This is a genomic window from Streptomyces sp. NPDC093225 (genome assembly GCF_044753805.1).
Classification (GTDB): domain Bacteria; phylum Actinomycetota; class Actinomycetes; order Streptomycetales; family Streptomycetaceae; genus Streptomyces.
In genome coordinates this window covers 99,465-126,439 of sequence record NZ_JBIVNX010000018.1, presented here as the reverse complement: position 1 = coordinate 126,439, position 26,975 = coordinate 99,465, and the positions used below count along the sequence as shown (strand labels likewise).

At 71.3% G+C, this 26,975-nt stretch carries 25 protein-coding genes; 11 read left to right on the top strand and 14 right to left on the bottom strand.

Translation table 11 applies throughout. The annotated features are described in order from the left end of the window. Nucleotide 1: 1 nt before the first annotated feature. Nucleotides 2-1,303: a PTS transporter subunit EIIC gene (locus ACIQCH_RS18735; protein ID WP_402582130.1), complete on the top strand. Its 1,302-nt coding sequence runs from the start codon at nucleotides 2-4 to the stop codon at nucleotides 1,301-1,303. Nucleotides 1,304-1,615: 312 nt separating this feature from the next. Continuing rightward, nucleotides 1,616-2,887: a PTS transporter subunit EIIC gene (locus ACIQCH_RS18730; protein ID WP_402582128.1), complete on the top strand. Its 1,272-nt coding sequence runs from the start codon at nucleotides 1,616-1,618 to the stop codon at nucleotides 2,885-2,887. Between the two features lie 91 nt (nucleotides 2,888-2,978). Here ACIQCH_RS18730 and ACIQCH_RS18725 read toward each other — a convergent pair whose 3' ends face one another. After that, complete coding sequence (locus ACIQCH_RS18725; RefSeq protein WP_030205972.1) at nucleotides 2,979-3,731, bottom strand: MBL fold metallo-hydrolase; 753 nt, start codon at nucleotides 3,729-3,731, stop codon at nucleotides 2,979-2,981. Nucleotides 3,732-3,951: 220 nt separating this feature from the next. Between ACIQCH_RS18725 and ACIQCH_RS18720 the strand changes: the two genes are divergently transcribed. Then, nucleotides 3,952-4,398, top strand: coding sequence for a type II toxin-antitoxin system PemK/MazF family toxin (locus tag ACIQCH_RS18720; RefSeq protein ID WP_402582125.1), 447 nt, complete (start codon nucleotides 3,952-3,954; stop codon nucleotides 4,396-4,398). Nucleotides 4,399-4,502: 104 nt separating this feature from the next. Here the strand turns inward: ACIQCH_RS18720 and ACIQCH_RS18715 are convergent, their stop codons facing one another. The 7 genes from ACIQCH_RS18715 to clpS form a co-directional block, all read right to left on the bottom strand. Then, nucleotides 4,503-5,453 carry a PLP-dependent cysteine synthase family protein gene (locus ACIQCH_RS18715; RefSeq protein WP_030205965.1) on the bottom strand — a complete coding sequence of 317 codons (951 nt, stop codon included), beginning with the start codon at nucleotides 5,451-5,453 and terminating at the stop codon, nucleotides 4,503-4,505. Between the two features lie 13 nt (nucleotides 5,454-5,466). After that, nucleotides 5,467-5,745: a MoaD/ThiS family protein gene (locus ACIQCH_RS18710; protein ID WP_402582123.1), complete on the bottom strand. Its 279-nt coding sequence runs from the start codon at nucleotides 5,743-5,745 to the stop codon at nucleotides 5,467-5,469. A 206-nt stretch (nucleotides 5,746-5,951) separates the two neighbouring features. Then, nucleotides 5,952-6,059, bottom strand: a complete 108-nt coding sequence (locus ACIQCH_RS18705) for a putative leader peptide (protein ID WP_324605132.1) — start codon at nucleotides 6,057-6,059, stop codon at nucleotides 5,952-5,954. 77 nt (nucleotides 6,060-6,136) lie between these two features. Next, nucleotides 6,137-6,559: a Mov34/MPN/PAD-1 family protein gene (locus ACIQCH_RS18700; RefSeq protein ID WP_402582121.1), complete on the bottom strand. Its 423-nt coding sequence runs from the start codon at nucleotides 6,557-6,559 to the stop codon at nucleotides 6,137-6,139. Nucleotides 6,560-6,683: 124 nt separating this feature from the next. Then, entirely contained in the window at nucleotides 6,684-8,117 is a 1,434-nt protein-coding gene (locus ACIQCH_RS18695) for an amino acid permease (protein ID WP_402582119.1), read from the bottom strand. Between the two features lie 408 nt (nucleotides 8,118-8,525). Further along, a complete protein-coding gene (locus tag ACIQCH_RS18690) occupies nucleotides 8,526-9,134 on the bottom strand; it encodes a DUF2017 domain-containing protein (RefSeq protein WP_402582118.1) in 609 nt (202 codons plus the stop codon). Then, nucleotides 9,134-9,439 (bottom strand): ATP-dependent Clp protease adapter ClpS, encoded by a 306-nt coding sequence (gene clpS / locus ACIQCH_RS18685; protein ID WP_402582116.1) that lies wholly within the window; start codon nucleotides 9,437-9,439, stop codon nucleotides 9,134-9,136. Before clpS ends, ACIQCH_RS18690 begins: the two co-directional genes overlap by 1 nt. Nucleotides 9,440-9,528: 89 nt before the next feature. Between clpS and ACIQCH_RS18680 the strand changes: the two genes are divergently transcribed. Continuing rightward, complete coding sequence (locus ACIQCH_RS18680; protein WP_402582114.1) at nucleotides 9,529-10,857, top strand: nicotinate phosphoribosyltransferase; 1,329 nt, start codon at nucleotides 9,529-9,531, stop codon at nucleotides 10,855-10,857. Between the two features lie 164 nt (nucleotides 10,858-11,021). Continuing rightward, entirely contained in the window at nucleotides 11,022-11,630 is a 609-nt protein-coding gene (locus tag ACIQCH_RS18675; RefSeq protein ID WP_402582112.1) for an isochorismatase family protein, read from the top strand. A 128-nt stretch (nucleotides 11,631-11,758) separates the two neighbouring features. Here the strand turns inward: ACIQCH_RS18675 and ACIQCH_RS18670 are convergent, their stop codons facing one another. Together ACIQCH_RS18670 and ACIQCH_RS18665 are read right to left on the bottom strand one after the other, a co-directional pair. Then, nucleotides 11,759-12,109 (bottom strand): hypothetical protein, encoded by a 351-nt coding sequence (locus ACIQCH_RS18670; RefSeq protein ID WP_402582110.1) that lies wholly within the window; start codon nucleotides 12,107-12,109, stop codon nucleotides 11,759-11,761. A 173-nt stretch (nucleotides 12,110-12,282) separates the two neighbouring features. Next, entirely contained in the window at nucleotides 12,283-14,700 is a 2,418-nt protein-coding gene (locus ACIQCH_RS18665) for an immune inhibitor A domain-containing protein (RefSeq protein ID WP_402582108.1), read from the bottom strand. Nucleotides 14,701-15,157: 457 nt separating this feature from the next. On the opposite strand from ACIQCH_RS18665, the gene ACIQCH_RS18660 reads away from it, so the two are divergent. After that, a complete protein-coding gene (locus ACIQCH_RS18660; protein ID WP_402582106.1) occupies nucleotides 15,158-15,460 on the top strand; it encodes a hypothetical protein in 303 nt (100 codons plus the stop codon). A gap of 482 nt (nucleotides 15,461-15,942) precedes the next feature. After that, nucleotides 15,943-16,455, top strand: a complete 513-nt coding sequence (locus tag ACIQCH_RS18655) for a hypothetical protein (protein WP_402582104.1) — start codon at nucleotides 15,943-15,945, stop codon at nucleotides 16,453-16,455. A gap of 76 nt (nucleotides 16,456-16,531) precedes the next feature. Here the strand turns inward: ACIQCH_RS18655 and ACIQCH_RS18650 are convergent, their stop codons facing one another. Together ACIQCH_RS18650 and ACIQCH_RS18645 are read right to left on the bottom strand one after the other, a co-directional pair. Beyond that, nucleotides 16,532-17,329, bottom strand: coding sequence for an RDD family protein (locus ACIQCH_RS18650; protein ID WP_402582102.1), 798 nt, complete (start codon nucleotides 17,327-17,329; stop codon nucleotides 16,532-16,534). Nucleotides 17,330-17,439: 110 nt separating this feature from the next. Next, the gene (locus tag ACIQCH_RS18645) at nucleotides 17,440-19,086 is read right to left on the bottom strand and encodes an RDD family protein (RefSeq protein ID WP_402582100.1); all 1,647 of its coding nucleotides are present in this window, start codon (nucleotides 19,084-19,086) and stop codon (nucleotides 17,440-17,442) included. A gap of 335 nt (nucleotides 19,087-19,421) precedes the next feature. Here ACIQCH_RS18645 and ACIQCH_RS18640 point away from each other — a divergent pair, with 335 nt between their 5' ends. Further along, a complete protein-coding gene (locus tag ACIQCH_RS18640; protein WP_402582098.1) occupies nucleotides 19,422-19,901 on the top strand; it encodes an SsgA family sporulation/cell division regulator in 480 nt (159 codons plus the stop codon). A 23-nt stretch (nucleotides 19,902-19,924) separates the two neighbouring features. On the opposite strand, the gene ACIQCH_RS18635 is transcribed toward ACIQCH_RS18640, so the two are convergent. Beyond that, the gene (locus ACIQCH_RS18635; RefSeq protein ID WP_402582096.1) at nucleotides 19,925-21,370 is read right to left on the bottom strand and encodes an FAD-binding oxidoreductase; all 1,446 of its coding nucleotides are present in this window, start codon (nucleotides 21,368-21,370) and stop codon (nucleotides 19,925-19,927) included. 97 nt (nucleotides 21,371-21,467) lie between these two features. Here ACIQCH_RS18635 and ACIQCH_RS18630 point away from each other — a divergent pair, with 97 nt between their 5' ends. Continuing rightward, nucleotides 21,468-23,348 carry a tetratricopeptide repeat protein gene (locus ACIQCH_RS18630; RefSeq protein ID WP_402582094.1) on the top strand — a complete coding sequence of 627 codons (1,881 nt, stop codon included), beginning with the start codon at nucleotides 21,468-21,470 and terminating at the stop codon, nucleotides 23,346-23,348. Nucleotides 23,349-24,315: 967 nt separating this feature from the next. Here the strand turns inward: ACIQCH_RS18630 and hppD are convergent. Beyond that, complete coding sequence (gene hppD, locus ACIQCH_RS18625; RefSeq protein WP_402582092.1) at nucleotides 24,316-25,461, bottom strand: 4-hydroxyphenylpyruvate dioxygenase; 1,146 nt, start codon at nucleotides 25,459-25,461, stop codon at nucleotides 24,316-24,318. Nucleotides 25,462-25,584: 123 nt separating this feature from the next. On the opposite strand from hppD, the gene ACIQCH_RS18620 reads away from it, so the two are divergent. Next, nucleotides 25,585-26,064, top strand: a complete 480-nt coding sequence (locus tag ACIQCH_RS18620; RefSeq protein ID WP_030205893.1) for an Lrp/AsnC family transcriptional regulator — start codon at nucleotides 25,585-25,587, stop codon at nucleotides 26,062-26,064. A 107-nt stretch (nucleotides 26,065-26,171) separates the two neighbouring features. Further along, nucleotides 26,172-26,819: an ABC transporter permease gene (locus ACIQCH_RS18615; RefSeq protein ID WP_402582090.1), complete on the top strand. Its 648-nt coding sequence runs from the start codon at nucleotides 26,172-26,174 to the stop codon at nucleotides 26,817-26,819. Nucleotides 26,820-26,975: the final 156 nt, after the last annotated feature.

Here is a 26,975-nt window from a genome sequence, read left to right as displayed (position 1 = left end):
GATGAGCGCGAGCGGCGTGGCGGCGGAACCGCGGCGGAACCGGTGGGGCGGTGCGTTCCAGGCCCTGCAGAAGATGGGGCGGAGCCTGCAGCTGCCGATCGCGGTGCTGCCGGCGGCGGGCATCCTGAGCCGGCTGGGCTACGAGGACATGCTCGGCGCGAAGGGTCTGGGCTGGACGGACGTCGCGAAGGTGATGGCGGCCGCGGGCGGCGCGCTGCTGAACGCCGACCTGGGCCTGCCGCTCCTGTTCTGCATCGGCGTCGCGATCGGCATGGCGAAGAAGGCCGACGGTTCGACGGCGCTGGCGGCGACGGTCGGGTTCCTGGTCTACCGGGAGGTGCTGCGGGCGTTCCCGGAGGCCTGCCCGACCGGGACCGAGGACATCGGGGGCGGCTGCCTGGGGGCGGACGGCTCGTTCGCGCAGTACACGTTCCAGAACCCGGGCGTCTTCGGCGGCATCATCATGGGTCTGCTGTCCGCCTGGTTCTGGCAGCGGTTCCACCGGGTGAAGCTGGTGGACTGGCTGGGCTTCTTCAACGGCCGGCGGCTGGTGCCGATCATCATGTCGTTCGTGGCGATCGGGTTCGCCGTGATCTGCCTGGGGGTGTGGCCGCCGATCGGTGACGCCCTGAACAGCTTCTCGGACTGGCTGTCCGACCTGGGCTCATGGGGCGCGGGCATCTTCGGCGTGGCCAACCGGGCGCTGCTCGTGATCGGTCTGCACCAGTTCCTGAACGTCCCCGTCTGGTTCCAGCTGGGGAGTTACACGACGCCGGAGGGCAAGACGGTCACCGGCGACATCGCGATGTTCCTGAACGGCGACCCGAACGCGGGCCTGTTCATGACGGGCTTCTTCCCGATCATGATGTTCGCGCTGCCGGCGGCGGCGCTGGCGATCACGCACTGCGCGAAGCCGCAGCGCCGCAAGGAGGTGGGCGGGCTGATGCTGTCGGTGGCGCTGACCTCGTTCGTCACGGGCATCACGGAGCCGATCGAGTACTCGTTCCTGTTCGTGGCGCCGGCTCTGTACGTGGTGCACGCGCTGCTGACCGGCGTGTCGATGACGGTGACGTGGGCGCTCGGGGTGCACGACGGCTTCAGCTTCTCGGCGGGCCTGATCGACTACGCGATCAACTGGGGCATCGCGACGAAGCCGTGGCTGATCATCCCGATCGGGTTGTGCTTCGCGGTCGTGTACTACGTCGTGTTCCGCTTCGTCATCACGAAGTTCGACATCCCCACGCCGGGCCGAGAGTCCGACGAGGAGATCGAGGCGATGCAGCAGGACGTCACGAAGGCGTAGGGGCAGGCCGTACGGCGCTTCCACGGCGGGCGCCGCGACCGCCTCCGGGCCCTTCACCGCGGCCAGCCAAGGCCCTCGGATCCGTGTTCCGGGGGCCTTCCGCATGCCCCCACCAGGGGCTCTCGTCGTGTGGTGTAGACCACAGTTTATCGAAGGTTCCTTATCTAACACTCACCGTGCTACAACTGGTCTACACCACAATGGTGTAGACCACGCGGGGCCCGGGCTGGCCTGCGTACCCCCAATCCGAGACGCCGCCGTCATCCCCCGTTTCTCCATCCCGGCGGCGCCTTGTGCCTTCCGGAGGAATTCATGACGACGGCTACCGCCGCTACGGCGCCCGCCAAGAAGCGGGGCTCCGGCCTGTTCCAGGGCCTGCAGAAGGTCGGTCGCAGCCTTCAGCTGCCCATCGCGGTCCTTCCGGCCGCCGGTCTGCTGCTCCGCTTCGGTCAGCCGGACGTCTTCGGCAAGGACGGCCTGGGCTGGGACAAGGTCGCCGCGGTCTTCGCCACCGCCGGCGACGCGGTCTTCTCCAACCTGCCCCTGCTGTTCTGCGTCGGCGTGGCCATCGGCTTCGCCAAGAAGGCGGACGGCTCCACCGCGCTGGCGGCGCTGGTGGGCTTCCTGGTGTACAAGAACGTCCTCACCGCGTTCCCGGTGACCGAGGCCGTCGTCAACACCACGCAGAACAAGGGCGTCGACGTCGCCGCGACGTACAACAACCCGGGCGTCCTGGGCGGCATCATCATGGGCCTGCTCGCCGCGGTCCTCTGGCAGCGCTTCCACCGCACGCGGCTCGTGGACTGGCTCGGCTTCTTCAACGGCCGCCGCCTCGTCCCGATCATCATGGCCTTCGTCGGCGTCATCATGGGCGTGTTCTTCGGCCTCGTCTGGGAGCCGATCGGCGAGGTCATCTCCAACTTCGGCGAGTGGATGACCGGTCTGGGCTCCGTCGGCGCCGGCCTCTTCGGCGTCATCAACCGCGGTCTGATCCCGATCGGCATGCACCAGTTCGTCAACACCGTCGCGTGGTTCCAGATCGGCGACTTCACCAACGCCGCCGGCGAGGTCGTCCACGGCGACCTGAACCGGTTCTTCGCCGGTGACTCCAGCGCCGGCCTGTTCATGACCGGCTTCTACCCGATCATGATGTTCGGCCTCCCGGCCGCCGCCATCGCCATCGCGCACTCCGCCCGCCCCGAGCGCCGCAAGGCCGTGATGGGCATGATGGTCTCGCTCGCCCTGACCTCGTTCGTCACCGGTGTGACCGAGCCGATCGAGTTCTCGTTCATGTTCATCGCGCCGCTGCTGTACGCGATCCACGCGGTGCTGACCGCCCTGTCCATGGCCATCACCTGGGCCCTCGGCATCCACGGCGGCTTCACCTTCTCCGCCGGCCTCATCGACCTCGGCCTGAGCTGGAGCAAGTCCACCAACCCGTGGATGCTCATCCCGGTCGGCCTGGTGTTCGGCGCGATCTACTACGTGGTCTTCCGCTTCGCGATCACCAAGTTCAACCTCCCCACCCCGGGCCGCGAGTCCGACGAGGAGCTCGCCGAGATGGAGAAGGCCGAGGCCAAGTAGGACCTCGCCGCCACAGGCACCCGCAGGACCCACGCCGAAGCCCCGGTCTCCGAGAGGAGCCCGGGGCTTCGGCGCGTCGTCGGGGCCGGTGTCAGATCTCGTAGACCGCGCCGGTACGGGCCAGCTCCACCGGGCCGTCGTACACGGCCCGGGCGTCGGCCAGGTTGCGCTGGGCGTCGGTCCACGGCGGGACGTGGGTGAGGACCAGGCGGCGGGCGCCGGCGTCGCGGGCGCACTCGCCGGCCTCGCGGCCGTTGAGGTGCAGGCCCGGGATGTCCTCCTTGCCGTGCGTGAACGAGGCCTCGCACAGGAAGAGGTCGGCGTCCGCGGCGAGCGCGTTCAGGGCCTCGCACGTACCGGTGTCGCCGGAGTAGGTGAGCGACGCGCCGCCGTGCTCCACACGAATGGCGAAGGCGTCCACCGGATGGCTCACCTTGTCGGTGCGGACCTGGAAGGGGCCGATGTCGAAGGAGCCGGGCTTGAGGGTGCGGAAGTCGAAGACCTCGCTCATGGAACGCTCGTCCGGCACGTCCTCGTACGCCGCGGTCAGCCGCTGTTCGGTGCCCTCGGGGCCGTAGACCGGGATGGCGTCGCAGCGGCCGCCCTCGTGGCGGTAGTAGCGGGCGACGAAGTACGCGCACATGTCGATGCAGTGGTCCGCGTGCAGGTGGCTCAGGAAGATCGCGTCGAGGTCGTAGAGACCGATGTGACGCTGCAGCTCGCCCAGGGCTCCGTTGCCCATGTCGAGGAGCAGCCGGAAGCCGTCGGCCTCGACGAGGTAGCTCGAGCACGGCGATTCCGCGGACGGGAACGAACCCGAGCATCCGACGACGGTGAGCTTCATGGAGCAGGAACCTCCGTGGACGGTCCGTGGACGTGAGACGGCGCGGGGGGCGACGGGGGCCGTGCGTGCGTCAAAGGTAAGGCGCGAGAGGTGCGGTCGCTCCTCCGCGGCAGGCCTGTGTGGGCGAACTCACCTGCGCTGTCACCCGGCAGAGCGATGCCCCGTACTGGCGGTCCCCATGCGCCTCGTGCGGCGTCCGCCCGTCCGTTACCGTCGGATCATGGACACGTCCTGGTGGCCCGCCGTGGCGGCAGTGGTGGTGCTGGCCGTGCTGGTGCTGCTGGTGGGCCGCCGGCCGGCGGTGCGGTCACGGCCGGGGGCGGGCCGGCCGCCGGGGCGCGCGGCGGGTCCGCGGCCGCGGCCGAGGCCGGCGGAGATCTGGTGGGCCGAGGTGCCGTTCGAGGACGCCCCGGGGAGCAAGGACCGGCCGTGCCTGGTGCTGGGGGTGCACGGCCGTTCGGTGCGGGTCGCGAAGATCACCAGCAAGTACCACGACGAGCGGCCCGGGGTGATCCCGCTGCCGCCGGGGGTGGTGGGGGACGTGCACGGCAGGCCCAGCTTCCTGGAGACGGACGAGCTGCGCGAGCTGTCGGCGTGGGACTTCCGGCGCCGGGTGGGGGTGGTGGACCCGGCCCTGTGGGACCAGGTCCGCCACCTCGCCGGCTGACGTCGGGGCCGTGCGGGACCGGTCGTACGCGCGCCGGGACGGCCCGTACGGGACCGGGGCCGCGGGGCACCGGGCGCGTACGGGCGGTCAGGCGCGTACCGGCGTCAGGCCCAGAGCTGGCCCTGGAGCGTCTCGATCGCCTCTTCCGTGGTGGCGGCGGTGTAGACGCCGGTGGAGAGGTACTTCCAGCCGCCGTCGGCGACGACGAAGGCGATGTCGGCCGACTCCCCCGCCTTGACCGCCTTGCGGCCGACGCCGATCGCCGCGTGCAGGGCGGCGCCGGTGGAGACGCCCGCGAAGATGCCCTCCTGCTGGAGCAGTTCCCGGGTACGGGTCACCGCGTCGGCGGAGCCGACCGAGAAGCGCGAGGTCAGGACGGAGGCGTCGTACAGCTCGGGGACGAAGCCCTCGTCGAGGTTGCGCAGGCCGTAGACGAGGTCGTCGTACCGCGGCTCGGCGGCGACGATCTTGACGTCCGGCTTGTGCTCGCGCAGGTACCGGCCGACGCCCATGAGGGTGCCGGTGGTGCCCAGGCCCGCCACGAAGTGCGTGATGGAGGGGAGGTCCGCGAGGATCTCGGGTCCGGTGGTGGCGTAGTGGGCGCCCGCGTTGTCGGGGTTGCCGTACTGGTAGAGCATGACCCAGTCGGGGTGCTCGGCGGCCAGCTCCTTGGCGACCCGGACGGCGGTGTTGGAACCGCCGGCGGCCGGGCTGGAGACGATCTCCGCCCCCCACATGGCCAGCAGGTCGCGGCGCTCCTGGCTGGTGTTCTCCGGCATCACGCAGACGATGCGGTAGCCCTTGAGCTTGGCGGCCATCGCCAGGGAGATGCCGGTGTTGCCGGACGTGGGCTCGAGGATCGTGCAGCCGGGCCTCAGGCGCCCGTCCTTCTCGGCCTGCTCGACCATGTGGAGCGCGGGGCGATCCTTGATCGAGCCGGTCGGGTTGCGGTCCTCCAGCTTGGCCCAGATCCGCACGTCCTCCGAGGGGGACAGGCGCGGGAGCCGGACCAGCGGGGTGTTGCCCACCGCCGCCAGGGGGGAGTCGTAGCGCATCGGGCGCCGTCGCCTACTTCGAGCCGCCGGCGACGGCCGGCAGGATCGTGACGCTGTCGCCGTCGGCGAGCTTGGTGTCGATGCCGTCGATGAAGCGGACGTCCTCGTCGTTGAGGTAGACGTTGACGAAGCGGCGCAGCTTGCCCTCGTCGATGAGGCGGGCCTCGATGCCGGTGTGGCGGGACTCCAGGTCCGCGAACAGCTCGGCGATGGTGGCGCCGCTGGCCTCGACGGCCTTGGCGCCGTCGGTGTAGGTGCGGAGGATGGTCGGGATGCGGACCTCGATGGCCATGGCGGGCTCCGTTGCGTCGGTTGCGTAGGGGCGGGGCGTGGATGGGCGCGCGCGGCCGTGGCCTCCCCGCGCGGGAGGGCTGGTGCGGCTTCGCCCCGGGACGTTCAGGCGTGGTGCGTGCGGCTCGGTACGGGCGGCTCGTGCGTGCGTACGTTCGCGCTCGTGCGGTGGGCGTTGCGGCGAACCGCGGGGTTCGGCCGAACGGGTCAGGCTGTCGTACAGATCGCGCTGGCGAGGCGGCACAGGTCGACGTGCAGCCGCGCCACGAGCAGGGGCCTGCTGGGCGTCTCGATGCTCACGTCGTGGGAAACCATGCGGTCATGTTAACGATTCCCCTTCACCCGTTTGGAGTGTGATCCCGCATCGTGGACGCCAGCGGCTCACCATGCGGTCAGTAGGCCGCCACGACCCGTACTTCCTCCTCGGTGATCACCCCGTCGACGATGCGGTACGAGCGGAACTGGAACTCGCCGGCGCCGTCGGTGTCGGCCGTGGAGACCAGGACGTAGTGGGCGGCGGGCTCGTTCGCGTACGTCACGTCGGTGCGCGAGGGGTAGGCCTCGGTGGCGGTGTGCGAGTGGTAGACGATCACGGGCTCCTCGTCCCGGTCGTCCATCTCGCGGTACAGCTTGAGCAGGTCGCCGGAGTCGAACTCGTAGAACGTGGGCGAGCGGGCCGCGTTGAGCATGGGGATGTAACGCTCGGGGCGGTCGGTGCCGACGGGGCCGGCGACCACGCCGCAGGCCTCGTCGGGGTGGTCCTGGCGGGCGTGCGCGACGATCTTGTCGTACAGCTCCTGGGTGAGGGTCAGCATGGGGCCCAGAATAGACAGACGGGCCGTCCCGTACCGACGGATGGTACGGAACGGCCCGCATGCTGGACACAGTGCCCGTGGGGCCCGGGATCGGCGCCGGGGCGGCACCGGTCCCGGGGCGGTCTCAGCGCTTGGCGAAGGCCGCGCCCTGCGGGTTGCGGCTCTTGAGGACCAGGTACGAGACGTACAGGACCAGGCCCCACAGCGGCGCGCAGTACAGCGAGACGCGCGCGTCCTTGTCGACGCCCATCATCACGATGACCATGCCGATGAAGAGCAGGGCGAACCAGCTGGACCACGGGGCGCCCGGGGCGCGGAACGGGGACTTGGCGAGCTCGCCGCGGTCGGACTTGGCGCGGTAGCGGATCTGGCAGACCAGGATCATGATCCAGGCCCACATGCCGGAGATGGTGGCGAAGGAGACGACGTAGTCGAAGGCCTTGCCGGGGGCGACGTAGTTGATCCAGACGCCGACGAGCATGAGGGCGGCGGAGAACGTGGTGCCGACGAGCGGGGTGCCGTTCTTGGTCAGCTTGGTGAAGACCTTGGGGCCCTGGCCGTTCTGCGCGAGGTCGCGCAGCATGCGGCCGGTGGAGTACATGCCCGAGTTGCAGGAGGACAGGGCGGCGGTCAGCACGACGAAGTTGACGATGGCGGCGCCGACGCCCAGGCCCATCTTCTCGAAGGCGAGCACGAAGGGGCTCACGCCGGGCTGGAAGTTCGACCACGGGATGACCGACAGGATCATGATCAGCGCGCCGACGTAGAAGACGGCGATGCGCCACGGCACGGTGTTGATGGCCTTGGGCAGGGTCTTCTCGGGGTCCTTGGACTCGCCGGCGGTGACGCCGACCAGCTCGACGGCGAGGAAGGCGAACATGACGATCTGCAGGGTCATGAGGGTGTTGCCGATGCCGTGCGGGAAGAACCCGCCGTCGCTCCAGAGGTTGGAGACGGAGGCGGTGGCCGCGGCGTCGGAGAAGCCGACGGTCAGGATGCCCGCGCAGATCAGGATCATGCCGACGATGGCGGTGACCTTCACCATGGAGAACCAGAACTCGAGCTCGCCGAAGAGCTTCACGGAGATGAGGTTCGCCGCGTAGAGGATGACCGTGAAGATGAGCGCGTACGCCCACTGCGGGAAGCTGTCGTGGGTCCAGAAGGACATGTACTGGGCGGCCGCGGTGACTTCGGTGATGCCGGTGACGACCCAGAAGAGCCAGTACGTCCAGCCGGTGACGAAGCCCGCGAAGGGTCCGACGAACTCACGGGCGTACTCCGAGAAGGAGCCCGACACCGGGCGGTACATGAGCAGTTCGCCCAGGGCCCGCATGATGAAGAAGATGACCAGGCCCGCGATGGCGTAGGCCAGGATCAGGCTGGGGCCGGCCTTGGCGATGGCCTTGCCCGCGCCCAGGAAGAGGCCGGTGCCGATGGCGCCGCCGATCGCGATCATCTGGATCTGGCGGGCGCCGAGTGCGCGGTGGTACCCCTCGCCGGATGCCGAGTCCTCGGCCTCATTGCCGTCGTGCTGCTTTTCGACCTGCGCTGAGGTCATGGTTTGGTGCGCCTTTCTCCACGCCGACCCGCGCCTTTGAGAAGTGGCTGCGGATCGGGTCCTCGATCCCCCCGGATACGGATGGAGTGCACGCCGACGATCAGTCGGCCCCAAGCGCCGCCGGCGGGGACAGGGGTGGTGTCCCGTCGGCGGTCGTGAAGATGTATCACGGAGATAAGGGTGATCAAGGGGAAGAAATGGGACGCACACCACAGGAATACCGGGGCACAACAGGACGGAACGGTCGGACTACGCCATCCCGGTGATCTGATCGTTATCCGGATTTGAGGATCCGCTGAGCGAACACCTCAGAAGATCCTCAAATCGGGCGCCGCGGACAAGATGTGGCATGCATGCGTTTACCCGTGGTTCACGCACGTGGTAGGCGGGGCCGGCTCACCGGGCGGCTCAGGGGGTGAGCGTCTCGACGAGGGTCTCCTGGAGACCGCCCAGCCACAGGTACGCCATCACCATGGGCTTGCGCGGGTCCTCGTCGGGCAGTCGGTAGAGCTCCTCCACCTGGTCGTCCTCGGAGATCTCCAGGCGGGCGGCGATGGTCAGCCGCAGGTCGTTGAGCGCACCGAGCCAGCGCAGCGACTGTTCGCCGTCCAGCTCCAGCACCGCTCCGCCGTCGCCGCCCGGGGTGAGCGCGTCGAGGCTGCGGACGACCGCCAGCGCGTCCTCGCGCTTGCGGGTGCGCAGGTCGTTCTCGGTGAAGCGGCGGAACTCGGCCGAGTGGGCGCGCAGCTCCTCCGGGTCGTCGGTCTCGGTCGCGCCGGGGCCGCCGTAGGCGTCGGGGAAGAGCCGGGCGAGCGCCGGGTCGGACGGGGGCTCGCTGGGGCCCTCAGCGAAGAGGGCGGCCAGCGGGTCGGCGTCCTCGGCGGGCTCGTCGCCCGGTCCGATGAGTTCGAGCAGCTGGACGGCCAGGGAGCGCAGGATGGAGATCTCGATCTCGTCGAACGCGGCGGCCGCGCCGCCGCCGTCGAGGGGCACGAAGGTGCCGGGGTGGCCGCCCATCAGCCGCGGTCCTGCGACAGGGTGGCCCACAGGCCGTAGCCGTGCATGGCCTGCACGTCGCGCTCCATTTCCTCGCGGGTCCCGCTGGAGACCACGGCCCGCCCCTTGTTGTGGACGTCGAGCATCAGGCGGTGCGCCTTGTCCTTGGTGTAGCCGAAGTAGGCCTGGAAGACGTACGTCACGTAGCTCATGAGGTTGACCGGGTCGTTGTGCACCAGGGTCACCCAGGGGACGTCCGGTTCGGGGACCGCCGAGGCTTCTTCTGCCGATTGGGTGCGTTCGATCTCAATGGGAGCAACACTCACCCGTCCCACTCTGCCACTGTGACGGGTCCGTCGCACAAACGAGCTCCACATCTCGTCAGTTTGACGAGATGTGGAGTAGCATCCCTGGCATGAACCCTGCGGACCTGGGCCTGCCGGTGGATGTGCCGTCGACAGCGCTCTTCACTGACCATTACGAGCTCACGATGCTGCAGGCCGCCCTGGCCAACGGCACGGCCGACCGCCGCTCGGTCTTCGAGGTGTTCACCCGCCGGCTGCCCGAGGGGCGCCGGTACGGGGTGGTCGGCGGGACCGGGCGGGTGCTGGACGCGGTGGAGAACTTCCGCTTCGACAGCGCGGTTCTGGAGTTCCTGCGCGAGCGGGCCGTGGTCAACATGCGCACCCTGGACTGGCTGTCGCAGTACCGCTTCTCCGGCGACATCTGGGGCTACCCGGAGGGCGAGGTCTACTTCCCCGGCTCGCCGATCATGCGGGTCGAGGGCACGTTCGCCGAGTGCGTGCTGCTGGAGACCGTGATCCTGTCGATCCTCAACCACGACTCCGCGATCGCGGCGGCCGCGTCCCGGATGACCGCGGCCGCCGGTGGGCGCCCGCTGATCGAGATGGGCGCGCGGCGCACCCACGAACTGGCGGCGGTGGCCTCGGCCCGGGCCGCGTACGTGGGCGGCTTCACCTCCACCTCCGACCTGGCGGCCGGCTTCCGGTACGGCATCCCGACGGTCGGCACCAGCGCGCACGCCTTCACCCTGTTGCACGACACCGAGCGGGACGCGTTCACCGCCCAGGTCGCCTCGCTGGGCACCGGAACCACCCTGCTGGTGGACACGTACGACGTGGCGGAGGCGGTGCGGACGGCCGTGGAGGTGGCCGGCACGGACCTGGGCGCGGTGCGCATCGACTCCGGCGACCTGCTGCTGGTGGCGCACCGGGTGCGGCAGCAGCTGGACGAGCTGGGCGCCCGCGACACCCGGATCGTGGTGACCTCGGACCTGGACGAGTACGCCATCGCGTCGCTGGCGGCCGCGCCGGTGGACGCGTACGGGGTGGGCACGCAGCTGGTCACCGGCAGCGGGCACCCGACCTGCTCGATGGTGTACAAGCTGGTGGCCCGGGCCGCGTCGGACGACCCGAAGGCGCCGTTGGTGCCGGTGGCGAAGAAGTCGGTGGGCGGCAAGTCCTCGGTCGGCGGTCGCAAGTGGGCGGCCCGCCGCCGGGACGCCGAGGGGGTCGCGGAGGCCGAGGTGGTGGGCACCGGGCCGGTGCCGTCGGCGCTGGCGGACCGGCAGCTGCTGGTGGAGCTGGTCAAGGGCGGCGAGGTGGTGGCGCGCGAGCCGCTGGAGGCCGCCCGCACCCGGCACGTGGCGGCCCGGTCGGGACTGCCGATGTCGGCGATCCAGCTGTCGCGCGGCGAGCCGGTGATCCCCACCGAGTACGCCTGAGGGCGGGGCCCGGTCCCGTCCCGGCGCGCCGGGCCCGCCCGCGCCCCCGGTACGCCGGGTGCCTGCGGCGGGTCTGCCCGAACACCGGCGCCGGGCCGCCTCCGGCGCCGACAATGGGTCGTCCGGCCGGACGACCCATCCCCCCTGTGGACTAAGGAACCGACATGCACCGCGCACTGATCGTCGTGGACGTCCAGAACGACTTCTGCGAGGGCGGCAGCCTCGCGGTCCCGGGGGGCGCGGACGTCGCCGCGGCCATCACGGAGCTGATCGGTCAGGCCGGGGGCGGCTCCGGCTACCGGCACGTCGTGGCGACCCGGGACCACCACGTGGACCCGGGGGCGCACTTCGCGCACGCGCCGGCCGCGCCCGACTTCGAGACGTCCTGGCCGGTGCACTGCGTGGCCGGTACGGAGGGCGTCGGCTTCCACCCGAACTTCGCCCCCGCGGTGGCCTCGGGCGCCGTGGACGCGGTCTTCGACAAGGGCGCGTACGACGCGGCGTACAGCGGCTTCGAGGGGCGGGACGAGAACGGCTCGGGGCTCGCGGAATGGCTGCGCGCCCGGGACGTCACGGAGGTGGACGTGGTGGGGATCGCCACCGACCACTGCGTACGGGCCACCGCGCTGGACGCGGCCCGGGCCGGGTTCGCCACGCACGTGCTGCTGGACCTGACGGCCGGGGTGGCCCCGCAGACGACCGCCAGGGCCCTGGAGGAGCTCCGGGAGGCCGGGGTGGCCCTCTCGGGCCACCCGGTGGTCCAGGGGGCCTGAGGGGCCCTCCAGGGCTCCAGCACCGTCCTGTGGTGCGTGGGGGAGCCTCTTGGGGCGCCAGGGCTGCAGGAGGCGAGGGACCCGCACACCGCAGGACGGCCCCCCGTCCCTCCCCCGCCCGTCGGGCCTCAGCTGCCCAGGAGGGCCCGTATCGGGTGCCAGAGCTCCTGGGCGCCGCCGTGCGGGGCCGTGGCCGGGGCGGTGCGCCACAGCAGTCCGTCGGGGTGGTGCAGGACGGCGGTGATCTCGTCCGGGGTGGGCGGTTCGGCGTTGCCCCGCAGGTAGACGGCGCGCATGCCGAGGTTGCGCAGCCTGGTCAGGGCGCGGGCCCGGTTCGCGGCGTGCACGAGCACGCGCACGCTGCCGCCGTCCCCGGGGCCGCCGGCCGCGGCCGCGTGGCCGCCGCCTGGGGGTCTGGGGAGGGTCAGCGCCACCACGACGCTGCCTCCCGGAAGCTTGACGAAACCTCCGCCGGGCATGCCTTTCATCTCCCCCGTCGAGCTGTGGTCAACCCCGGCGGTCATACCGGGGTCAACATCGCGGTCAACCGAGGTGTCAATAAGCACCTCGCGAGAGGCATCTAAACGCGAACGGCCGCCGCCCGCTAGAGGGCGACGGCCGAACGCTGTGTGACCTGCGGTTTTACCCGAGATTACTTCGCGGGAGCCACGTTCACCGTGATGTACGAGCCGTCAACCGGCTGGCTGACGATCGAGATCTTGGTGTTGGTGTCAGCGGTCTTGACGCTGCCCGTGGGGTTCGAGGCGTACCAGTAGGTGCCCGTGTGGTCGTTGAAGACCGGGACACCGGCGTGGGCGCCGATGCGGGTGGCGACGTCGTTCTTGTGCAGCGTGAACGGCGCGGTCGCGTACTTGCTGAACGCGGCGTCGAAGGGCTGGATCTTGTTGCGCATGAGGGTGCCGTCCGACCACTTCATCGGCTTGGCGTGCGCGTCGATCGGGAGGATCAGACCCTGGCCCGGGTGAACGCTGGTGTTGTTGTCCTTCTGGGAGGTGTCCCAGAGCCACATGACCAGACCGTTCTGGTACTTGTAGTGCTCGACCCAGCTCGGACGGGTGGTGCCGAAGCCGAAGTTGTACGGGCCGACCTTGAGGGTCTTGTCGTACGAGACGTACTGGCGGTTCTCGGCGAGGTAGTACTGCTTGTACGACTTCGTGAAGCTGCCGCCGATGGCGGAGAAGTTCTTCGACGTCCAGCCGTTCAGGCCGTTCTCGGCACCGTCCGAGAACAGGGTCGCGCCGTCGGCGACGACCTTGATCGAGTCAGCGGTGAAGCCCTTGCCGCCCGCGCCGCCGTCGGTGGCGTAGCGGAAGCGGATCTGGATCTTCTTGCCGGCGTAGGCGTTCAGGGAGAACTTGAGGTCCTTCCAGCCGCCGGAGACGTCGGTCAGGGCCGGCTTGTTCGCCGCGTCGCGCGGGAGGGCCTTGCCGCCGACGGTGCCGTCGATGGCGGTCCAGTTCGAGCCGTCCGTCGACACCTCGGTGTAGAGGTAGTCGTAGTCCTTCTCGATGTCGTACCAGCCCTTGAGGGACAGGTCCGCCTTCGCCTTGCCGGTCAGGTCGACCGAGCGGGTCAGGGTGTTCTGCAGGTTGTCGCCCATGCCGCTCCACCACTGCTTCGAGCCCGCGGCGGGCGCGACGACCGTGGTGGTGACCTTCTTCTTCGGCAGGTTGACGACGAGCGCCTGCTTGTTCTTGGTGTTGTACTCCGACACACCCAGCTTGTGGGTGGACTTCGTCGCGGCCTTGGCCACGTCGTAGTTCAGCCAGCCGAGCTGCAGCTTGTCCCAGGCGGTCATGTCGCCGGGCATGTTGCCTATGGAGTCCTTGCCCGTGCCCAGCCAGGAGCCGGCGGACATCAGGGACCAGAAGCCGACCGAGTTGTCGCCGCCACCGGTGGTGTCGTACAGGTCCGGCAGACCGAGGTCGTGGCCGTACTCGTGGGCGTAGACGCCGAGGCCGCCGTTCTCGGGCTGCATCGTGTAGTCGCCGACCCAGATGCCGGTCTTGCCGATCTGGGTGCCGCCGGCCTTGTTGTTGGACGGGCCGGTGGAGCCGGCGTCCGTGCCGTAGGCGTACCAGCGGTGGGCCCACAGGGCGTTCTCGCCCTGCACGCCGCCGCCGGCCGACTCGTCCTCGCCCGCGTGGACGATCTGGAAGTGGTCGATGTAGCCGTCGGGCTCGTTGAAGTTGCCGTCGCCGTCGAAGTCGTACCGGTCCCACTTGTCGTACTGGGACATGGTCGTCTTGATCTGGGCGTCGGTCTTGCCGGCGGCCTTCTGCTGCTTGTAGTACGCGGTGACGCCGTCGCGGACGGTGTCCCACACGTTGGCGCAGTTGGTCTGGCCGCAGTAGTTCGAGCCGTAGCGGGCCTCGTTGTACGGGACCTTGACCCAGTCGGCGACCGCGCCCGAGACCGAGTAACGGCCGGACGAGGTCTTCTCGTAGTAGGTCTTCAGGGAGTCCTTGCCCGAGGAAGCCGGGGCGAAGTACATGTCCTGGAAGTGCTTGCGGTCGTAGTCCGCGCGCCACTCCGTGCTGTTGTCCTGCGCACGGTCCGGCTTGGCGATCTGGTTGTGCAGCGGGCCGGGCTCGCCGCCGTACTTCTTGACGGGCGGCAGCGGGCCGTCGCCGTCGGGGTCGACCATGGTCGTGTTGTCGACCTTGTTGCCGAACTCGACGAGGATCGTGAAGATCTTGTCGGTGCGCTTGCGGTCGAGCTCGACGTACTTCTTGTCGTCGAGCTTGACGACCTTGGAGCCGTTGCGGGTCTCCACCGGCTTCTCGCCGGACAGCACGCCTTCCAGCGCAGCCTGACGGGCCTGCGCCTGCTGCTTGCTGAACGGGCCCTGGAGGTCGTGGTCCACGCGGGCGGCGGCAGCGGACTTGGCGTCCTGCTGGGCGACGGCGGCGCGAGCCTCCTTGGCGCCCTCGGTCCGGCCGTTGTCCGCCGAAGCGAACGTGTAGGCCGAGGCGGTGGCGGCACACGCGGCAACGGTCACGGCGACCGCGGCAGCGCGAATGACTCGTCCCTTGGACGAGGTGTTCATGCTCACTTGATGTGTTCCCCTCCCGCGGCCGCAGGCACGGAGCGAAAGTGAGGGGTCGTTCCGGCGCAGCACGCGTCTCAAGTGACGACATTCGACCGGAGTCGCGCCAGAAAAGACAGACCTTGACTTGCTCCGGTCAAGTGCACTATGCGGTCAGCGAGTTCCGCATTTCGGACGTACGCCTCGCTTCCGGATGAACCGGCGGAACGGATTCCGCTCCGGGGCGACGAGCGGGTGGCCATCGGGCGGCCGGCAGGCGACCTCCCGGACCCGGAGGGCGCGTCCGCTCCCGGTCGCGGCGTGCGCAGTGACCCCGTGCGCCCCCTGTGCTCCGGCACCGTGGGTAAGGTCACGCTTACCTGCGGTTCCCTCCGGGCATGCCCCGTCGTAGAGTCGCTCGACAGTGCGCCCCAGTTGAGCAGACTCCCCCTCCGATGCCTTGAGGACGGATACCGCCATGCCGCGTCCGACTGCCGCACAGCTCGCCTACGGGTCCGCCACCGTCATCGCCTCCACCCTCGCCATGCTGCTGCTGTCGCAGACGAGTACGGGCCTCGGGGTCGCCATCATCTCCGCCGCCGCGCTCCTCCTGGGGCTGCTGGTGGCGCTCACCGTACCGCTGCCCAGGCGCGCGGCGCACCGCGTCTCCCACATCGGAACACCCGAGCCGGCACCGACGCCGGCGGCCGCGAACACGCCGCCGCGATCGACCCCCGCGCCACAGGTCCCGGATACGGCCGAAACCGTCGCCCCGCACTAGCCCCCGGCGATGCGCCGACGCGGCCACCTCGAGGTGTAGGCCCGGATGGAGCCGGCAGGCATCACCGAACGCGACCTCACGCCGCACCGGAATGCCGGACGAGCAAGCCACCCACCACGGAAGTCTCTAAAGATCAAGTAAAGTCGCTTGCGCCCCACACCTCAAGTCATCCTCAAAACGCCACGGCTAGAGGCGTGGAAAATGGAGCGAACGGGGCAACCTTCTTGGGAAATCGGAATGCATAATTCCATATCTCGATCTACCAGCACCGAGCGCTTTGTGTTCTCATCGTCCGCACCAGGTCGGGAGCCCTGGTCCCGGTAATTGATGAGGACATTGCGTGGGCACCACCCGTAGATCTTTTATTCACCTGCCGACCGCGGTCGCACTCCTGGTCGGCTTCATGACCGCCCCGGCAATCGGCTCCGCCGCACCTTTCGCCGGTGTCATGTATGCGTACTAGGTGCGTGGCGGCCGGAGTTATGACGGCCATCGCCCTGCTGGCCGCCTGCTCGCCGGCGACGCCACCCGCGAACAACGTCGCAGAGGGGCATGCCCTGCGAACGGGCGATCTGGCGGGGGAGGTGTTCTACGAGCACGCGAAGGTTGGTGACTCGTTCTGGCTGGGGATCCCGTTCGTCGAGAACGGCAGCAGCGATCCGCTGGACTTGACGGGTGCGTATGTCGAGGACCTTCCTCCCGGGATGCAGTTCACCGGCAAGTCCGCGGCGTACAACGTTTACCACACGGATGCGTTCGTCTCCCTGGTTCGCGAAAAGGACGGCACGTTCGACCTGCAGGGGTTCAAGGACTACTCCAAAACTCCCGTCGCAGTGAAGCCCCATGGGCAGACGGACGTCTTTTACATGGTCCAACTCAAGGTCAAGGACGCGTCGGCCGGCATCGTCGAGGGGTGCCGGCTGACGTACCGGCAGGGTGGCAAGGACTATTGGCAGAAGGTCCCTTGCCGCTTGCGCCTCAAAGTAGGCGACTGAGCACATGGTGAAGGGCCGGGGCCGAGCGCTTGCGCGCGGCCCCGGCCCTCGGCCTTTCTGCCCGAACCGCCCTCCGCTAGGTCACGGTGACCACCACTGTCTTGCCGACCTTGTCGTGCAGGCCCTGCTTGTAGGGCTTGTCGGTGAGGATCGTGATCAGCAGCACCAGCGGCCAGATGCAGAAGCAGCAGACGAGGGTGGGGACCCACAGCAGCGCGGCGCGGGAGAGGGCCGCGTTGCTGTGGGGAACGCTGCCGTCGTTCAGCATCGCGACGCGCAGCCCCAACAGCTTCTTGCCCAGCGTCTGTCCGTTCCGCTTCGTCATGTACCAGTCGTAGAGGATGTACGCCGCCAGCTCGATCAGCAGCCACAGCAGGCCGCCGCCGCTGTACGACTTCGTGAAGATCTCGGTGGCGTCCTCGCCCTTGTCCGTCTTCACGACCCAGCGGTCGCCGAAGAACGGCCACTGGATGAGCGCCAGCGGGATGGCGATGATCAGGAAGTCGACGATCCGCGCCACGATGCGCTTGCCGGTGTCGGCGAGCGGCGGCATCCCGGCGAGCGGATCGGGCATGCCGCCCCCGTACGGGCCGCCGGGGCCTCCCCCGTACGGACCGCCCGGCCCGCCTCCCCCGTACGGGCCGCCGGGACCGCCCCCGTAGGGACCCCCGGGGCCGCCCGGAGGGGGTGGTGGATAGCCGCCCCCGCCGGGCGGCGGGGGGTAACCGCCACCGCCGCCCGGAGGGGGCGGCTGGGCGCCGCCGTCACCGCCGGCGGGCGGGGGCGTTCCGTACGGGGAGCCCTCCGAGGGGGGCTGCTTCTTGAACGGGTCGTCCTCGGGCGGCTGGCCGGACGGCGGCTGATCGGTGCTCATGGCCCGAGCACAACCCGGGCCCGGGGCCCCCGCAACGGGACGGCGGCCGTCCGGGGGATCGGCCGCCGTCAAACGCGCCGGGCGTGGGTGAGGGGCGCCGGGCGACCCCGTCAGCGGGCGACGAAGGTGCCCGCCGCCTTGTCGTGCCAGCCCTGCCGCCACGGCCGGTCCAGGAGGGCCCACAGGGTGCCCAGGGCCCCGATGCCGAGCAGGCCCAGTCCCCCGTACACCAGCCAACGGCCCAGCGCCGCCCCGAAGGACGGCTTGCGGCGGGACTCCACGCCGAGCACGCGCACGCCGAACAGCGTCTTGCCGAGGGTGCGGCCCCAGAGGGCGACGGGCAGGGCCTCGTACAGGACGCCGAAGACGAGGAAGGCGCCGAGGACGACGGCGAGGTAGCCGCCCGTGGTGCCGTCGAGCAGCCAGACGGTCACGGTCTCGCCGCTGAGCTTCGCCTCGTCGATCTTGTCCTGGATGTGGTCGGCCGCCCTCCCGGTGAACGGGACGGCGACGGCCGCCGTGACGGTGGCCATGACGAGGGAGTCGAGCAGGCGCGCGAGGAGGCGCCGGACGAACCCGGCGGGCCGGTGCGCGTCCGCGGCCATGCGGCGGAAGAGCTCGTCGGAGGGCGGCTGCCAGGGGGCGGCGGGCTGCTGCGGCAGCGCGTCGTCGGCGGCCGGGGCCCGGCCGGCCTGGTGCCGTCCGCGACCGTCGGCCCGGTCCTGGGAGGGCCGGTCGGTCCGGTCGGCCCCGTCGGTCCGGTCGGTCCGGTCGGACGGCTTGATGTGCTCGGACCCGTTGCGGCTCTGGCCGGGCACCGGGGCGGGCGTCCCGGTCCGGGCCCCGTCGGCGTCCCGCCCCGGGGCGTCGCCTCCCGCCGGCTCGTCGGTCGCGGGTGCGGTCGTCGGCCCGGCCGGGGCGGCCGTCGCCGGTGCGTCGGACCGGGTGGGCGTACGGGCGGCGGCCGCCGCGGTGGGCGACTTGACGGACAGGATCCCCTCGACCGGGCCCGACCCCTGCCCGGGCACCCGCGGGTCCTTGGCCAGGGCGGTGGCGGCGGGCGCTCCCTCGGTTCCGGTTCCGGTTCCGGCACCGGTTCCGGTTCCGCTTCGGTCCTCCGCGGCGGTGCCGGCCTGGCCCCAGGAGACCTTGCGGTCGCGGTCGCCGCCGAAGCCCGACTGCTGGGCGGCGTCGGCCTTCCACTCCGGGCGGGCGTCCGCCGGCCCGGCTCCGCCGGCCACCGGCTCCGGCCGATGTTCCGGTCGCGCTTCCGGTTCACCGCCGGACGCGGGTTCCCGGGCCGGTGCCGGGGTGGGCTCGGAGGCCGCTGCGGGAGCCGGTGCGGACGTGGTCGGCGCTGCCGGGTCCGGCTCCACCGCGGGATCCGTTCCGGCTTCCCGTTCCGGTGCCGGGGCGGTCGGGGCGTGCAGCACGTACGAGTCGTCCAGCTCGTCCAGTTCGTCGAAGAAGACCGGGCCCGTCTCGTCGGCGCGGGCCGCCGGCGGCTCCCGGCGCGGGTCCGGCACGGCCGCCGCGGCGCCCGTGCGGCCGGCCGCCGACGCACCCCTGCCCACCGCAGCGGCGGCGCCGGACCGGGCGCGGGCCACCGCCTCGCTCTCCACCCCCGGTGCGGCCGGCCGGCTCGTGCCGGGCACCCATGCGGCGCCGTTCCAGTACCGCACGTACCCCGGGATCGAGGGGTCCGGGTAGTAGCCCTCGAGGGCCGCGTGCTCGCCGTCACCAGGGGAGGCCGCCATGTCCCCAACTCCGATCGTCCGCGCATGAGGGCCGCGGGCCGTGCCCGCGCCGCCCGTGGAACCTGTGGAACCTGTGGATTCTGTGGAACTCGTGGAACCCGTGGAACCCGTGGAAGAGGACCTTAGCCAAGAAGGCGGCCCCTCCAGGAGCCGTCGTCGCAGAAAGACCGCGTTCGAGCGATGCCGACCCCTTGCGTCGACTTCCGGTCACGGGACAGATTTCAGCCATCCTCGAATTTCCTCGCCGTAGTCGCGTCATACCCGGGCACACGCGCGCTCTCTACCGGGCGCGGGGCCGCCTCCGCGGACCGCGGCACACAAGAGAGGAACGTCCCATGCAGCACACCGTCGTCGAGCGCGAACTCGAGTTGAAGCTGGTCCTGTCCCCGGAGCGCAGCATCCCCGTCCCGGCCCGCCTGGAGTACCGCGCGGACGACCCGTACGCCGTCCACGTCACGTTCCACATCGGCTCGAACTCGCCGGTCGACTGGACGTTCGCGCGCGAGCTGCTGGTGGAGGGGGTGTTCCGGCCGTGCGGGCACGGGGACGTCCGGGTGTGGCCCACCAAGGTGGACGGGCGCGCCGTGATCTGCATGGCGCTGAGCTCACCCGACGGCGACGCGCTGCTGGAGGCCCCCGCGTCCTCGGTGTCGGCGTGGCTGGAACGCACGCTGCACGCGGTTCCGCCCGGCACCGAGACCGACCGGCTGGGGCTGGACTCGGCGCTGGCGGAGCTGCTGGCGCCGACCCCGGCCGACGACCTCTGGCTGCGGGACCCCTGGCCCTCGGACGAGACGGCGGAGGACGACGTGTGAGCGGGGACGCGCCGCCGGGGGCGTCAGAAGACCTTGCCCGGGTTGAGCAGACCCAGCGGGTCGAAGGCCTGCTTCACGGACCGCTGCACCTCGATCCCCACCGGCCCCAGCTCGCGCGCCAGCCACTCCTTCTTCAGTACGCCGACCCCGTGCTCGCCCGTGATCGTCCCGCCCAGCCGCAGTCCGAGCGCCATGATCTCGTCGAAGGACTCCCGTGCCCGCCGGGCCTCGTCGGCGTCGGCCGGGTCGAAGCAGACCACGGGGTGGGTGTTGCCGTCGCCCGCGTGCGCGCACACGCCGATCGTCAGGTCGTAGGTCCGGCCGATCGCGGCCGTGCCGTCGAGCATCTCGGCCAGCCTCGACCGCGGGACGCACACGTCGTCGATCATCGTGGCCGGCCGCAGGGTCTCCAGCGCGGTCAGGGCGAGCCGGCGGGCCTGGAGGAGCAGTTCGGACTCGGCCTCGTCGGCCGCCGGCACCATCTGGGTGGCGCCCGCCTTGACGCACAGCTCCCCCACGGCGGCGAGGTCGGCGGCCGGATCGGGGGTGTCGAAGGCGGCCAGCAGCAGGGCCTCGGTGGACTCGGGCAGGCCCATCCGGCCGACCCGGTTGACGGCCCGGACGGTCGTACGGTCCATCAGCTCCAGCAGTGAGGGGGTGTGACCGCGTTCCATGACCTCGCACACGGCGGCGCAGGCGGCGGCCGCGGAGGGGAACTCGGCGGCCAGCACGAGCTGCCGGGGCGGCGCGGGCCGCAGCGCGAGGACGGCTCCGACGACGATGCCGAGGGTGCCCTCGGAGCCGACGAAGAGCCGGGTGAGGTCGTAGCCGGCCACGCCCTTGGCGGTGCGGCGGCCGGTGCGCAGCAGCCGTCCGTCGGCGAGGACGACGTCGAGGCCGAGGACGTATTCGGCGGTGACCCCGTACTTGACGCAGCACAGGCCGCCGGAGGCGGTGCCGATGTTGCCGCCGATGGTGCACTGCTCCCAGCTGGAGGGGTCGGGCGGGTAGTACAGGCCCTGGGCGGCGACGGCGCGGGAGAGAGCGGCGTTGACGACGCCGGGTTCGACGACGGCGATGCGGTCGACGGCGCTGATCTCCAGGATGCGGTCCATCTTGACGAGGGAGAGCACGATGCAGCCGTCGGTGGCGTTGGCGGCCCCGGACAGCCCGGTGCGGGCTCCCTGGGGGACCACGGGCACGCGCAGGGCGGTGGCGGTGCGCATGACGTGCTGGACCTGTTCGACCGTGCGCGGCAGGACGACGGCGGCGGGCCGGCCGGCGGGGCAGAAGCTCGCCATGTCGCCGGCGTAGGCGGCGGTGACGTCGGGGTCGGTGAGCACGGCCCCGGCGGGGAGGCCGTCGAGGAGGAGGCGCAGCAGGTCCGCGTCGGCGGGGCGCGGCGCGGCGTCGGGGTGGGCCGTCCGGCCGGGGAGGTCCGCGTGGGGGTCACCCGTGTGATCGTCCATGGGCCCAGCCTGGCACTCGCCGCCATGCGTGTGAACCCGGCGGCGAACCAGTTCGGACAGCCCCGGAAAGCTCTTCATATTGACGCACAGTGAGGCCATGCACCAGGAACCCCAGCAGGCCCGGCCGGACCGCGCAGCCCTCCGCACGGACGAGGAGTCCCCGCATCCGCCCGTGACGTTCAGCGGGCGGCGGACCGCACTGACCACGGCCGTGGCGCTCTTCCTGATCGCGGGTGCGCTCGTCCTGCGGCCGGCGCGGCCGCCCGCCGAGCCGCCGCGGCCGGCGGCCGCGCCCGAACAGCGGGCCATGGCCTCGGTGGCGATGGGCGCTCCGGCGGCGGCCGCGGACCTGGGGACACTGATCGCGGACCGCGAGGCGTGGCTGCGCACGCACCCGCGGGACGACGCGGCCTGGACGGTGCTGGCGTCGGCGTACGTGGAGAACGCGCGCCGGACCGGGGACACCGGCGAGTACCCGAAGGCCGAGCAGGCGCTGCGGCGCTCGCTGGAGGTCCGGCCGGCGGCGAAGGGCAACCTGGAGGCCGTGGTGGCCATGGGGGTGCTGGCGAACGCCCGGCACGACTACGTGGCCGCGAAGAGGTGGGGCGAGCAGGCGCGGGCGAAGGAGGCCGGGCGCTGGACGGCGTACCCGGTGCTGGTGGACGCGTACTCGGGGACGGGCGAGTACAAGCTGGCCGAGCAGGCGATGGAGAAGCTGGTCGAGCTGCGGCCGGGGCTGCCGGCGTACCTGCGGGCCGCGCAGGTGTACTGGGACCGGGGCTACCGGGAGGACTCGGCGGCGGCGATGGCGCGGGCCACGGGGGCGGCGAAGTCCCCGGCGGAGAAGGCGTTCTGCCTGGCGCGGGCGGGCGACCTGCAGTGGGAGCGGGGCGAGGTGGACGAGGCGCTGAAGTCGTACGAGGCGGCGCTCCACACCGATCCCGCGCAGGGCCGCGCGCTGGCCGGGCGCGCCCGGGCGCTGGCGGCGCTGGGGCGCTCGGACGAGGCGGTGGCGGGGTACCGGGCGGCGCTGGAGAAGGTGCCGGATCCGCGGTACGCGCTGGAGCTGGGCGAGCTGCTGGAGTCGCTGGGCCGGGCGGAGGAGGCGAAGGAGCCGTACGGGCTGCTGCGGGCGCTGGTGGCCCGCGAGGCGGAGCACGGGGTGGACGAGTCCGTGACGCTGGGCCTGTTCGAGGCGGACCACGGGGATCCGGCGGTGGCGGTGCGGGTGCTGCGGGCGCAGTGGGCGAAGGTGAAGAACGTGCAGGTGGCTGACGCCCTGGGGTGGGCGCTGCACCGGTCGGGGGACGAGGCCGCGGCACTGGAGTACGCGAAGAAGGCGACGGACCTGGGGCTGCGGAGCGCGGAGTTCTCGTACCACCGCGCGGAGATCGAGCGGGCGGTGGGTGACGAGGCGTCGGCCCGCCGGTACCTGCAAGAGGCGCTGCGGACGAACCCGTCGTTCTCGCCGGTACGGGCGCCGCGGGCACGGTCGGCGCTGGACGTGATCGGGCAGCCGGTGGGTGGCGGGCCGGAGCACATGCAGCCGGCGACGCCCTGGGAGCCGCCGGTGATGCCGACGCCGTCGCCGGCGCCGGGTGACCGGGCGTCGGGCTCGGGGGCGTCGGACGCGTCCGACTCCTCCGACGCGTCGGGCTCGTCGGGGTCCGGGGGCTCGGGGGCCGACTCCGGGTCCGCGTCGAGCCGCAGCGGCTCCTCGGGCTCCGATGGCTCGGGCTCGGGCTCGGCGGGCAGCCGGTCCTCCGACGCGGCGGACTCGGACGGCACCGGCTCCTCCGGCTCCTCCGGGTCTTCCAGGTCTTCGGGCTCCCGCCGCGCGGGCACGTCGGGGATGCGGGGGACGGGGTCGGACTCCTCGTCCGACGGTGCTGCCGCGTCGTCCCGGCGCGGGGGCGCGTCGCCCTCGCCGACCTCGGGACGTACGTCGACCGGTACGCGCACCGGGTCGGCGGACTAGCCGCTCGCCGCCGGCGCGGGGTGGGTCGCCCCGCGCCACGGGGTCGGGGCCGGGCACCCCCCTCACGTGCCCGGCCCCGTGTCCGCCGGCCCGCCGCCGCTCGGCTGCGGGCCGTTGCCCTGCGGGGCTCTCCCCCACCCCGCCCTTTCACCGTTTCCCGAGGCTCCGCCCCGGACCCCGTTGCCCTCAAACGCCGGGCGGGCTGGAAGCACGGCCCCGCCCCGACCCGTTCGCCCTCACAACGCCGGGCGGACCGGAAGCCCGGCACGCCCCGGACCCCGTTGCCCTCAAACGCCGGGCGGGCTGGAAGCACGGCCCCGCCCCGGACCCGTTCGCCTCACAACGCCCGGCGGACCGGAAGCCCGGCCCCACCCCGCACCCCGTTCGCCCACAACACCGGGCGGACCGGAAGCACGGCCCCGCCCCGGACCCTGTTGCCCTCAAACGCCGGGCGGGCTGGGATGCCCCCCGCAGCCCCCGTCAGGCCGCCCCGTGGTGTGTGGGGGAGCCTCTTGAGGCGTCATGGCAGGCTGGTCCGGAGGCAGGCCCGGGCCTGGGGTGGCCGCAGGCCAGGGCCGAAGGCCCCGAAGCCCCAGGGGTGGGCCTGCCGCAGGGCCTGCAGGCCATGGCGGGTCAAGAGGCGAGGGGACCCACACACCACGGGACGGCCCCACGAAGCCAGCCTCAGGGGTAGGCCCCCTACAGGACCCGCATGCCAACGGGGCTCCCCCGAAGCCAGCCCCCTCGAAGGCGCGCACACGGTTCCGACCCGGGGCGGGCCCAGGGAAGTGGCCCGACCCGGGTCGGAAGACAGGGAGCGGTTGCAGCGACGAACCGCATCCAGCAGTTACAGCGGCCGCAACCAGCGGTTACAGCCGCGAGCCACAACCAACGGCTACAGCAACGAACCGCAACCAGCGGCTACAGCAACGAACCGCAAACCAGCAGCTACAGCGACCGACCGCCGCTACAGGTTGCCGCGCTTCTCCTGCTCGCGCTCGATGGCCTCGAAGAGGGCCTTGAAGTTGCCCTTGCCGAAGCCCATGGAGCCGTGGCGCTCGATGAGCTCGAAGAAGACCGTCGGGCGGTCCTGCACCGGCTTGGTGAAGATCTGCAGCAGGTAGCCGTCCTCGTCGCGGTCGGCCAGGATCTTCAGCTCGCGCAGCTCGTCGATCGGCACGCGGGTGTCGCCGACCCACTCGCCGAGCGTGTCGTAGTACGTGTCCGGCACGGACAGGAACTGCACGCCCGCGGCGCGCATGGCGCGCACGGTGGCGACGATGTCGTTCGTGGCGAGGGCGATGTGCTGCACGCCCGGGCCGTTGTAGAACTCGAGGTACTCGTCGATCTGCGACTTCTTCTTCGCGATCGCCGGCTCGTTGATCGGGAACTTCACCTTCTTGGTGCCGTCCGCGACCACCTTCGACATCAGCGCCGAGTACTCGGTCGCGATGTCGTCGCCCACGAACTCCTTCATGTTCGTGAAGCCCATGACCTTGTTGTAGAACGAGACCCACTCGTCCATGCGGCCGAGCTCGACGTTGCCGACGCAGTGGTCGATCGCCTGGAAGGTGCGCTTGGCCGCGGGCTCGACCAGCGGTGCGGCGGTGGCGTAGCCGGGCAGGTACGGGCCGGTGTAGTCGACGCGCTCGACCAGGGTGTGGCGGGTCTGGCCGTACGTGGCGATGGCGGCGAGGACGACGGTGCCGTGCTCGTCCTTGAGCTCGTACGGCTCCTCGAGGCCACGGGCGCCCTGCTCGACGGCGTACGCGTACGCGGCACGCACGTCCGGAACCTCGATGGCGAGGTCGATGACGCCGTCGCCGTGCTCGGCGACGTGCTCGGCGATGAAGCGGCCGTGGTCGGTCGTCGGCTTGATGACCGAGGTCAGGACGAAGCGGGCGGAGCCGTTGGTGAGCACGTAACTCGCCGTCTCGCGGCTGCCGTTCTCCGGTCCGGAGTACGCGACCAGCTTCATGCCGAAGGCGGTCGAGTAGTAGTGCGCGGCCTGCTTGGCGTTGCCGACGGCGAAGACGACCGCGTCCATCCCCTTCACCGGGAAGGGGTCGGCCTCACGCGCGGTGTGCGGGGTCTGATCCAGGGTCTCAGTCATATGCGCAGATTCCCGCTGTTCCACAAGCTGCGCAATAGTTTGTTGTTTCGCTGGTCAATCTGTACAGCAGAATGCCAGCATCTAAGGGCGCCCTGTACAGGATGACTAGCCTTGGAGGCCACCATGGGGATCGACAGGCTGGACGGCAGGCTCATCGTCCTGCTCGCCCGGGAGCCGCGCATCGGCGTCCTGGAGGCCTCGCGCCGGCTCGGGGTCGCGCGCGGCACGGTGCAGGCCCGTCTCGACCGGCTTCAGTCGAACGGAGTCATTCGCGGATTCGGCCCGCAGGTGGATCCGACGGCCCTCGGGTACCCGGTGACGGCGTTCGCCACGCTGGAGATCAAACAGGGTCAAGGGGCCGACGTACGGGCCCACTTGGCGACCGTGCCGGAGGTGCTGGAGCTGCACACGACCACCGGACACGGGGACATGCTGTGCCGCCTGGTGGCCCGCTCCAACGCCGATCTCCAGCGCGTAATCGACCGAGTTGTGGGCTTTGATGGCATTGTGCGGGCCTCCACGGCGATCGTCATGGAAAATCCCGTACCCCTGCGGATCATCCCGCTCGTCGAGCAGGCCGCGGAGGACCACGACGAGCAGTGACGTGCGGTGATTTCGGTGTTGTTGGTGCGGCGCGGAGCGTTGCCGGTGCAGTACGGCAGAGCGCGGTGCGGAGAACGGTCGGCACGATGCGGGACGGGTGACCCCGCGTGAGCCTCTGGACCTACCTGAACGACCAGCACCCCCGACTCCTCACCGGCGCACTGGAGCACGCGACCACCGTGCTGGAGTGCCTGGCCGCCGCGACCGCGCTGGGCGTCGCGATCGCCCTCGCCACCCACCGCAGCCGGTGGGCGGGCGACCTCGCGAGCGCCTCCGCCGCGACCGTCCTCACCGTCCCCGCCCTGGCCCTGATCGGCCTGCTGGTCGCGCTCACCGGGGCGGGGCCCGTCCCGGCCCTGATCGCGCTGACGCTGTACGGGCTGCTGCCCGTGGCCCGCAGCGCCATCGCGGGCCTGCGCGGGGTGGACCCGACGCTGGTCGAGGCGGCCCGGGGCATCGGGATGTCCCGTACGTCCCGGCTGCTGCGGGTCGAACTCCCGCTGGCCTGGCCCCGGATCCTGGGCGGGATCCGGGTGGCCACCCGGCTGCTGATGGGCATCGCGGCCATCGCCGCGTACGCCTCCGGGCCGGGACTCGGCGGCGAGATCTTCCACGGACTCGCCGCGCCCGAGGACCCCGGCGCCCTCGACCGGGTGCTCGCCGGGACCCTCGGCATCGCCCTGCTCTCCCTGCTGTTCGAGGCCGGGTACGTCCTGCTCGGCCGCTTCACCATCGCAAGAGGAACACGTGTCTGACTCCGACCATCCGGGCGGCCGCCCCACCGGCCACCCGGCCGCCACTCCCCTCCCCACCCCCGACACCTCCTCCCTCCCCCACTCCCCCGGCACCGGTGCCGCCCCTCAGTCCCCCGGCACCACCCCCCACCCCCATCCCGACCCCCACTCCCACGC

Coding starts and splice junctions, on each gene's coding strand:
- ACIQCH_RS18700 (WP_402582121.1), bottom strand. CDS start 6,559: ATGCTGACCCTCACCCAGGAGCTGTACGACAAGATCGTCGCGCACGCC.
- ACIQCH_RS18645 (WP_402582100.1), bottom strand. CDS start 19,086: ATGGCGGCCTCCCCTGGTGACGGCGAGCACGCGGCCCTCGAGGGCTAC.
- ACIQCH_RS18715 (WP_030205965.1), bottom strand. CDS start 5,453: ATGCGCTACGACTCCCCCCTGGCGGCGGTGGGCAACACCCCGCTGGTC.
- ACIQCH_RS18675 (WP_402582112.1), top strand. CDS start 11,022: ATGCACCGCGCACTGATCGTCGTGGACGTCCAGAACGACTTCTGCGAG.
- ACIQCH_RS18705 (WP_324605132.1), bottom strand. CDS start 6,059: ATGGTTTCCCACGACGTGAGCATCGAGACGCCCAGCAGGCCCCTGCTC.
- ACIQCH_RS18665 (WP_402582108.1), bottom strand. CDS start 14,700: ATGAACACCTCGTCCAAGGGACGAGTCATTCGCGCTGCCGCGGTCGCC.
- ACIQCH_RS18670 (WP_402582110.1), bottom strand. CDS start 12,109: ATGCCCGGCGGAGGTTTCGTCAAGCTTCCGGGAGGCAGCGTCGTGGTG.
- ACIQCH_RS18725 (WP_030205972.1), bottom strand. CDS start 3,731: ATGAAGCTCACCGTCGTCGGATGCTCGGGTTCGTTCCCGTCCGCGGAA.
- ACIQCH_RS18690 (WP_402582118.1), bottom strand. CDS start 9,134: ATGGGCGGCCACCCCGGCACCTTCGTGCCCCTCGACGGCGGCGGCGCG.
- ACIQCH_RS18730 (WP_402582128.1), top strand. CDS start 1,616: ATGACGACGGCTACCGCCGCTACGGCGCCCGCCAAGAAGCGGGGCTCC.
- ACIQCH_RS18640 (WP_402582098.1), top strand. CDS start 19,422: ATGCAGCACACCGTCGTCGAGCGCGAACTCGAGTTGAAGCTGGTCCTG.
- ACIQCH_RS18630 (WP_402582094.1), top strand. CDS start 21,468: ATGCACCAGGAACCCCAGCAGGCCCGGCCGGACCGCGCAGCCCTCCGC.
- ACIQCH_RS18660 (WP_402582106.1), top strand. CDS start 15,158: ATGCCGCGTCCGACTGCCGCACAGCTCGCCTACGGGTCCGCCACCGTC.
- ACIQCH_RS18655 (WP_402582104.1), top strand. CDS start 15,943: ATGACGGCCATCGCCCTGCTGGCCGCCTGCTCGCCGGCGACGCCACCC.
- hppD (WP_402582092.1), bottom strand. CDS start 25,461: ATGACTGAGACCCTGGATCAGACCCCGCACACCGCGCGTGAGGCCGAC.
- ACIQCH_RS18735 (WP_402582130.1), top strand. CDS start 2: ATGAGCGCGAGCGGCGTGGCGGCGGAACCGCGGCGGAACCGGTGGGGC.
- ACIQCH_RS18620 (WP_030205893.1), top strand. CDS start 25,585: ATGGGGATCGACAGGCTGGACGGCAGGCTCATCGTCCTGCTCGCCCGG.
- ACIQCH_RS18720 (WP_402582125.1), top strand. CDS start 3,952: ATGGACACGTCCTGGTGGCCCGCCGTGGCGGCAGTGGTGGTGCTGGCC.
- ACIQCH_RS18695 (WP_402582119.1), bottom strand. CDS start 8,117: ATGACCTCAGCGCAGGTCGAAAAGCAGCACGACGGCAATGAGGCCGAG.
- ACIQCH_RS18680 (WP_402582114.1), top strand. CDS start 9,529: ATGAACCCTGCGGACCTGGGCCTGCCGGTGGATGTGCCGTCGACAGCG.
- ACIQCH_RS18635 (WP_402582096.1), bottom strand. CDS start 21,370: ATGGACGATCACACGGGTGACCCCCACGCGGACCTCCCCGGCCGGACG.
- ACIQCH_RS18650 (WP_402582102.1), bottom strand. CDS start 17,329: ATGAGCACCGATCAGCCGCCGTCCGGCCAGCCGCCCGAGGACGACCCG.
- ACIQCH_RS18710 (WP_402582123.1), bottom strand. CDS start 5,745: ATGGCCATCGAGGTCCGCATCCCGACCATCCTCCGCACCTACACCGAC.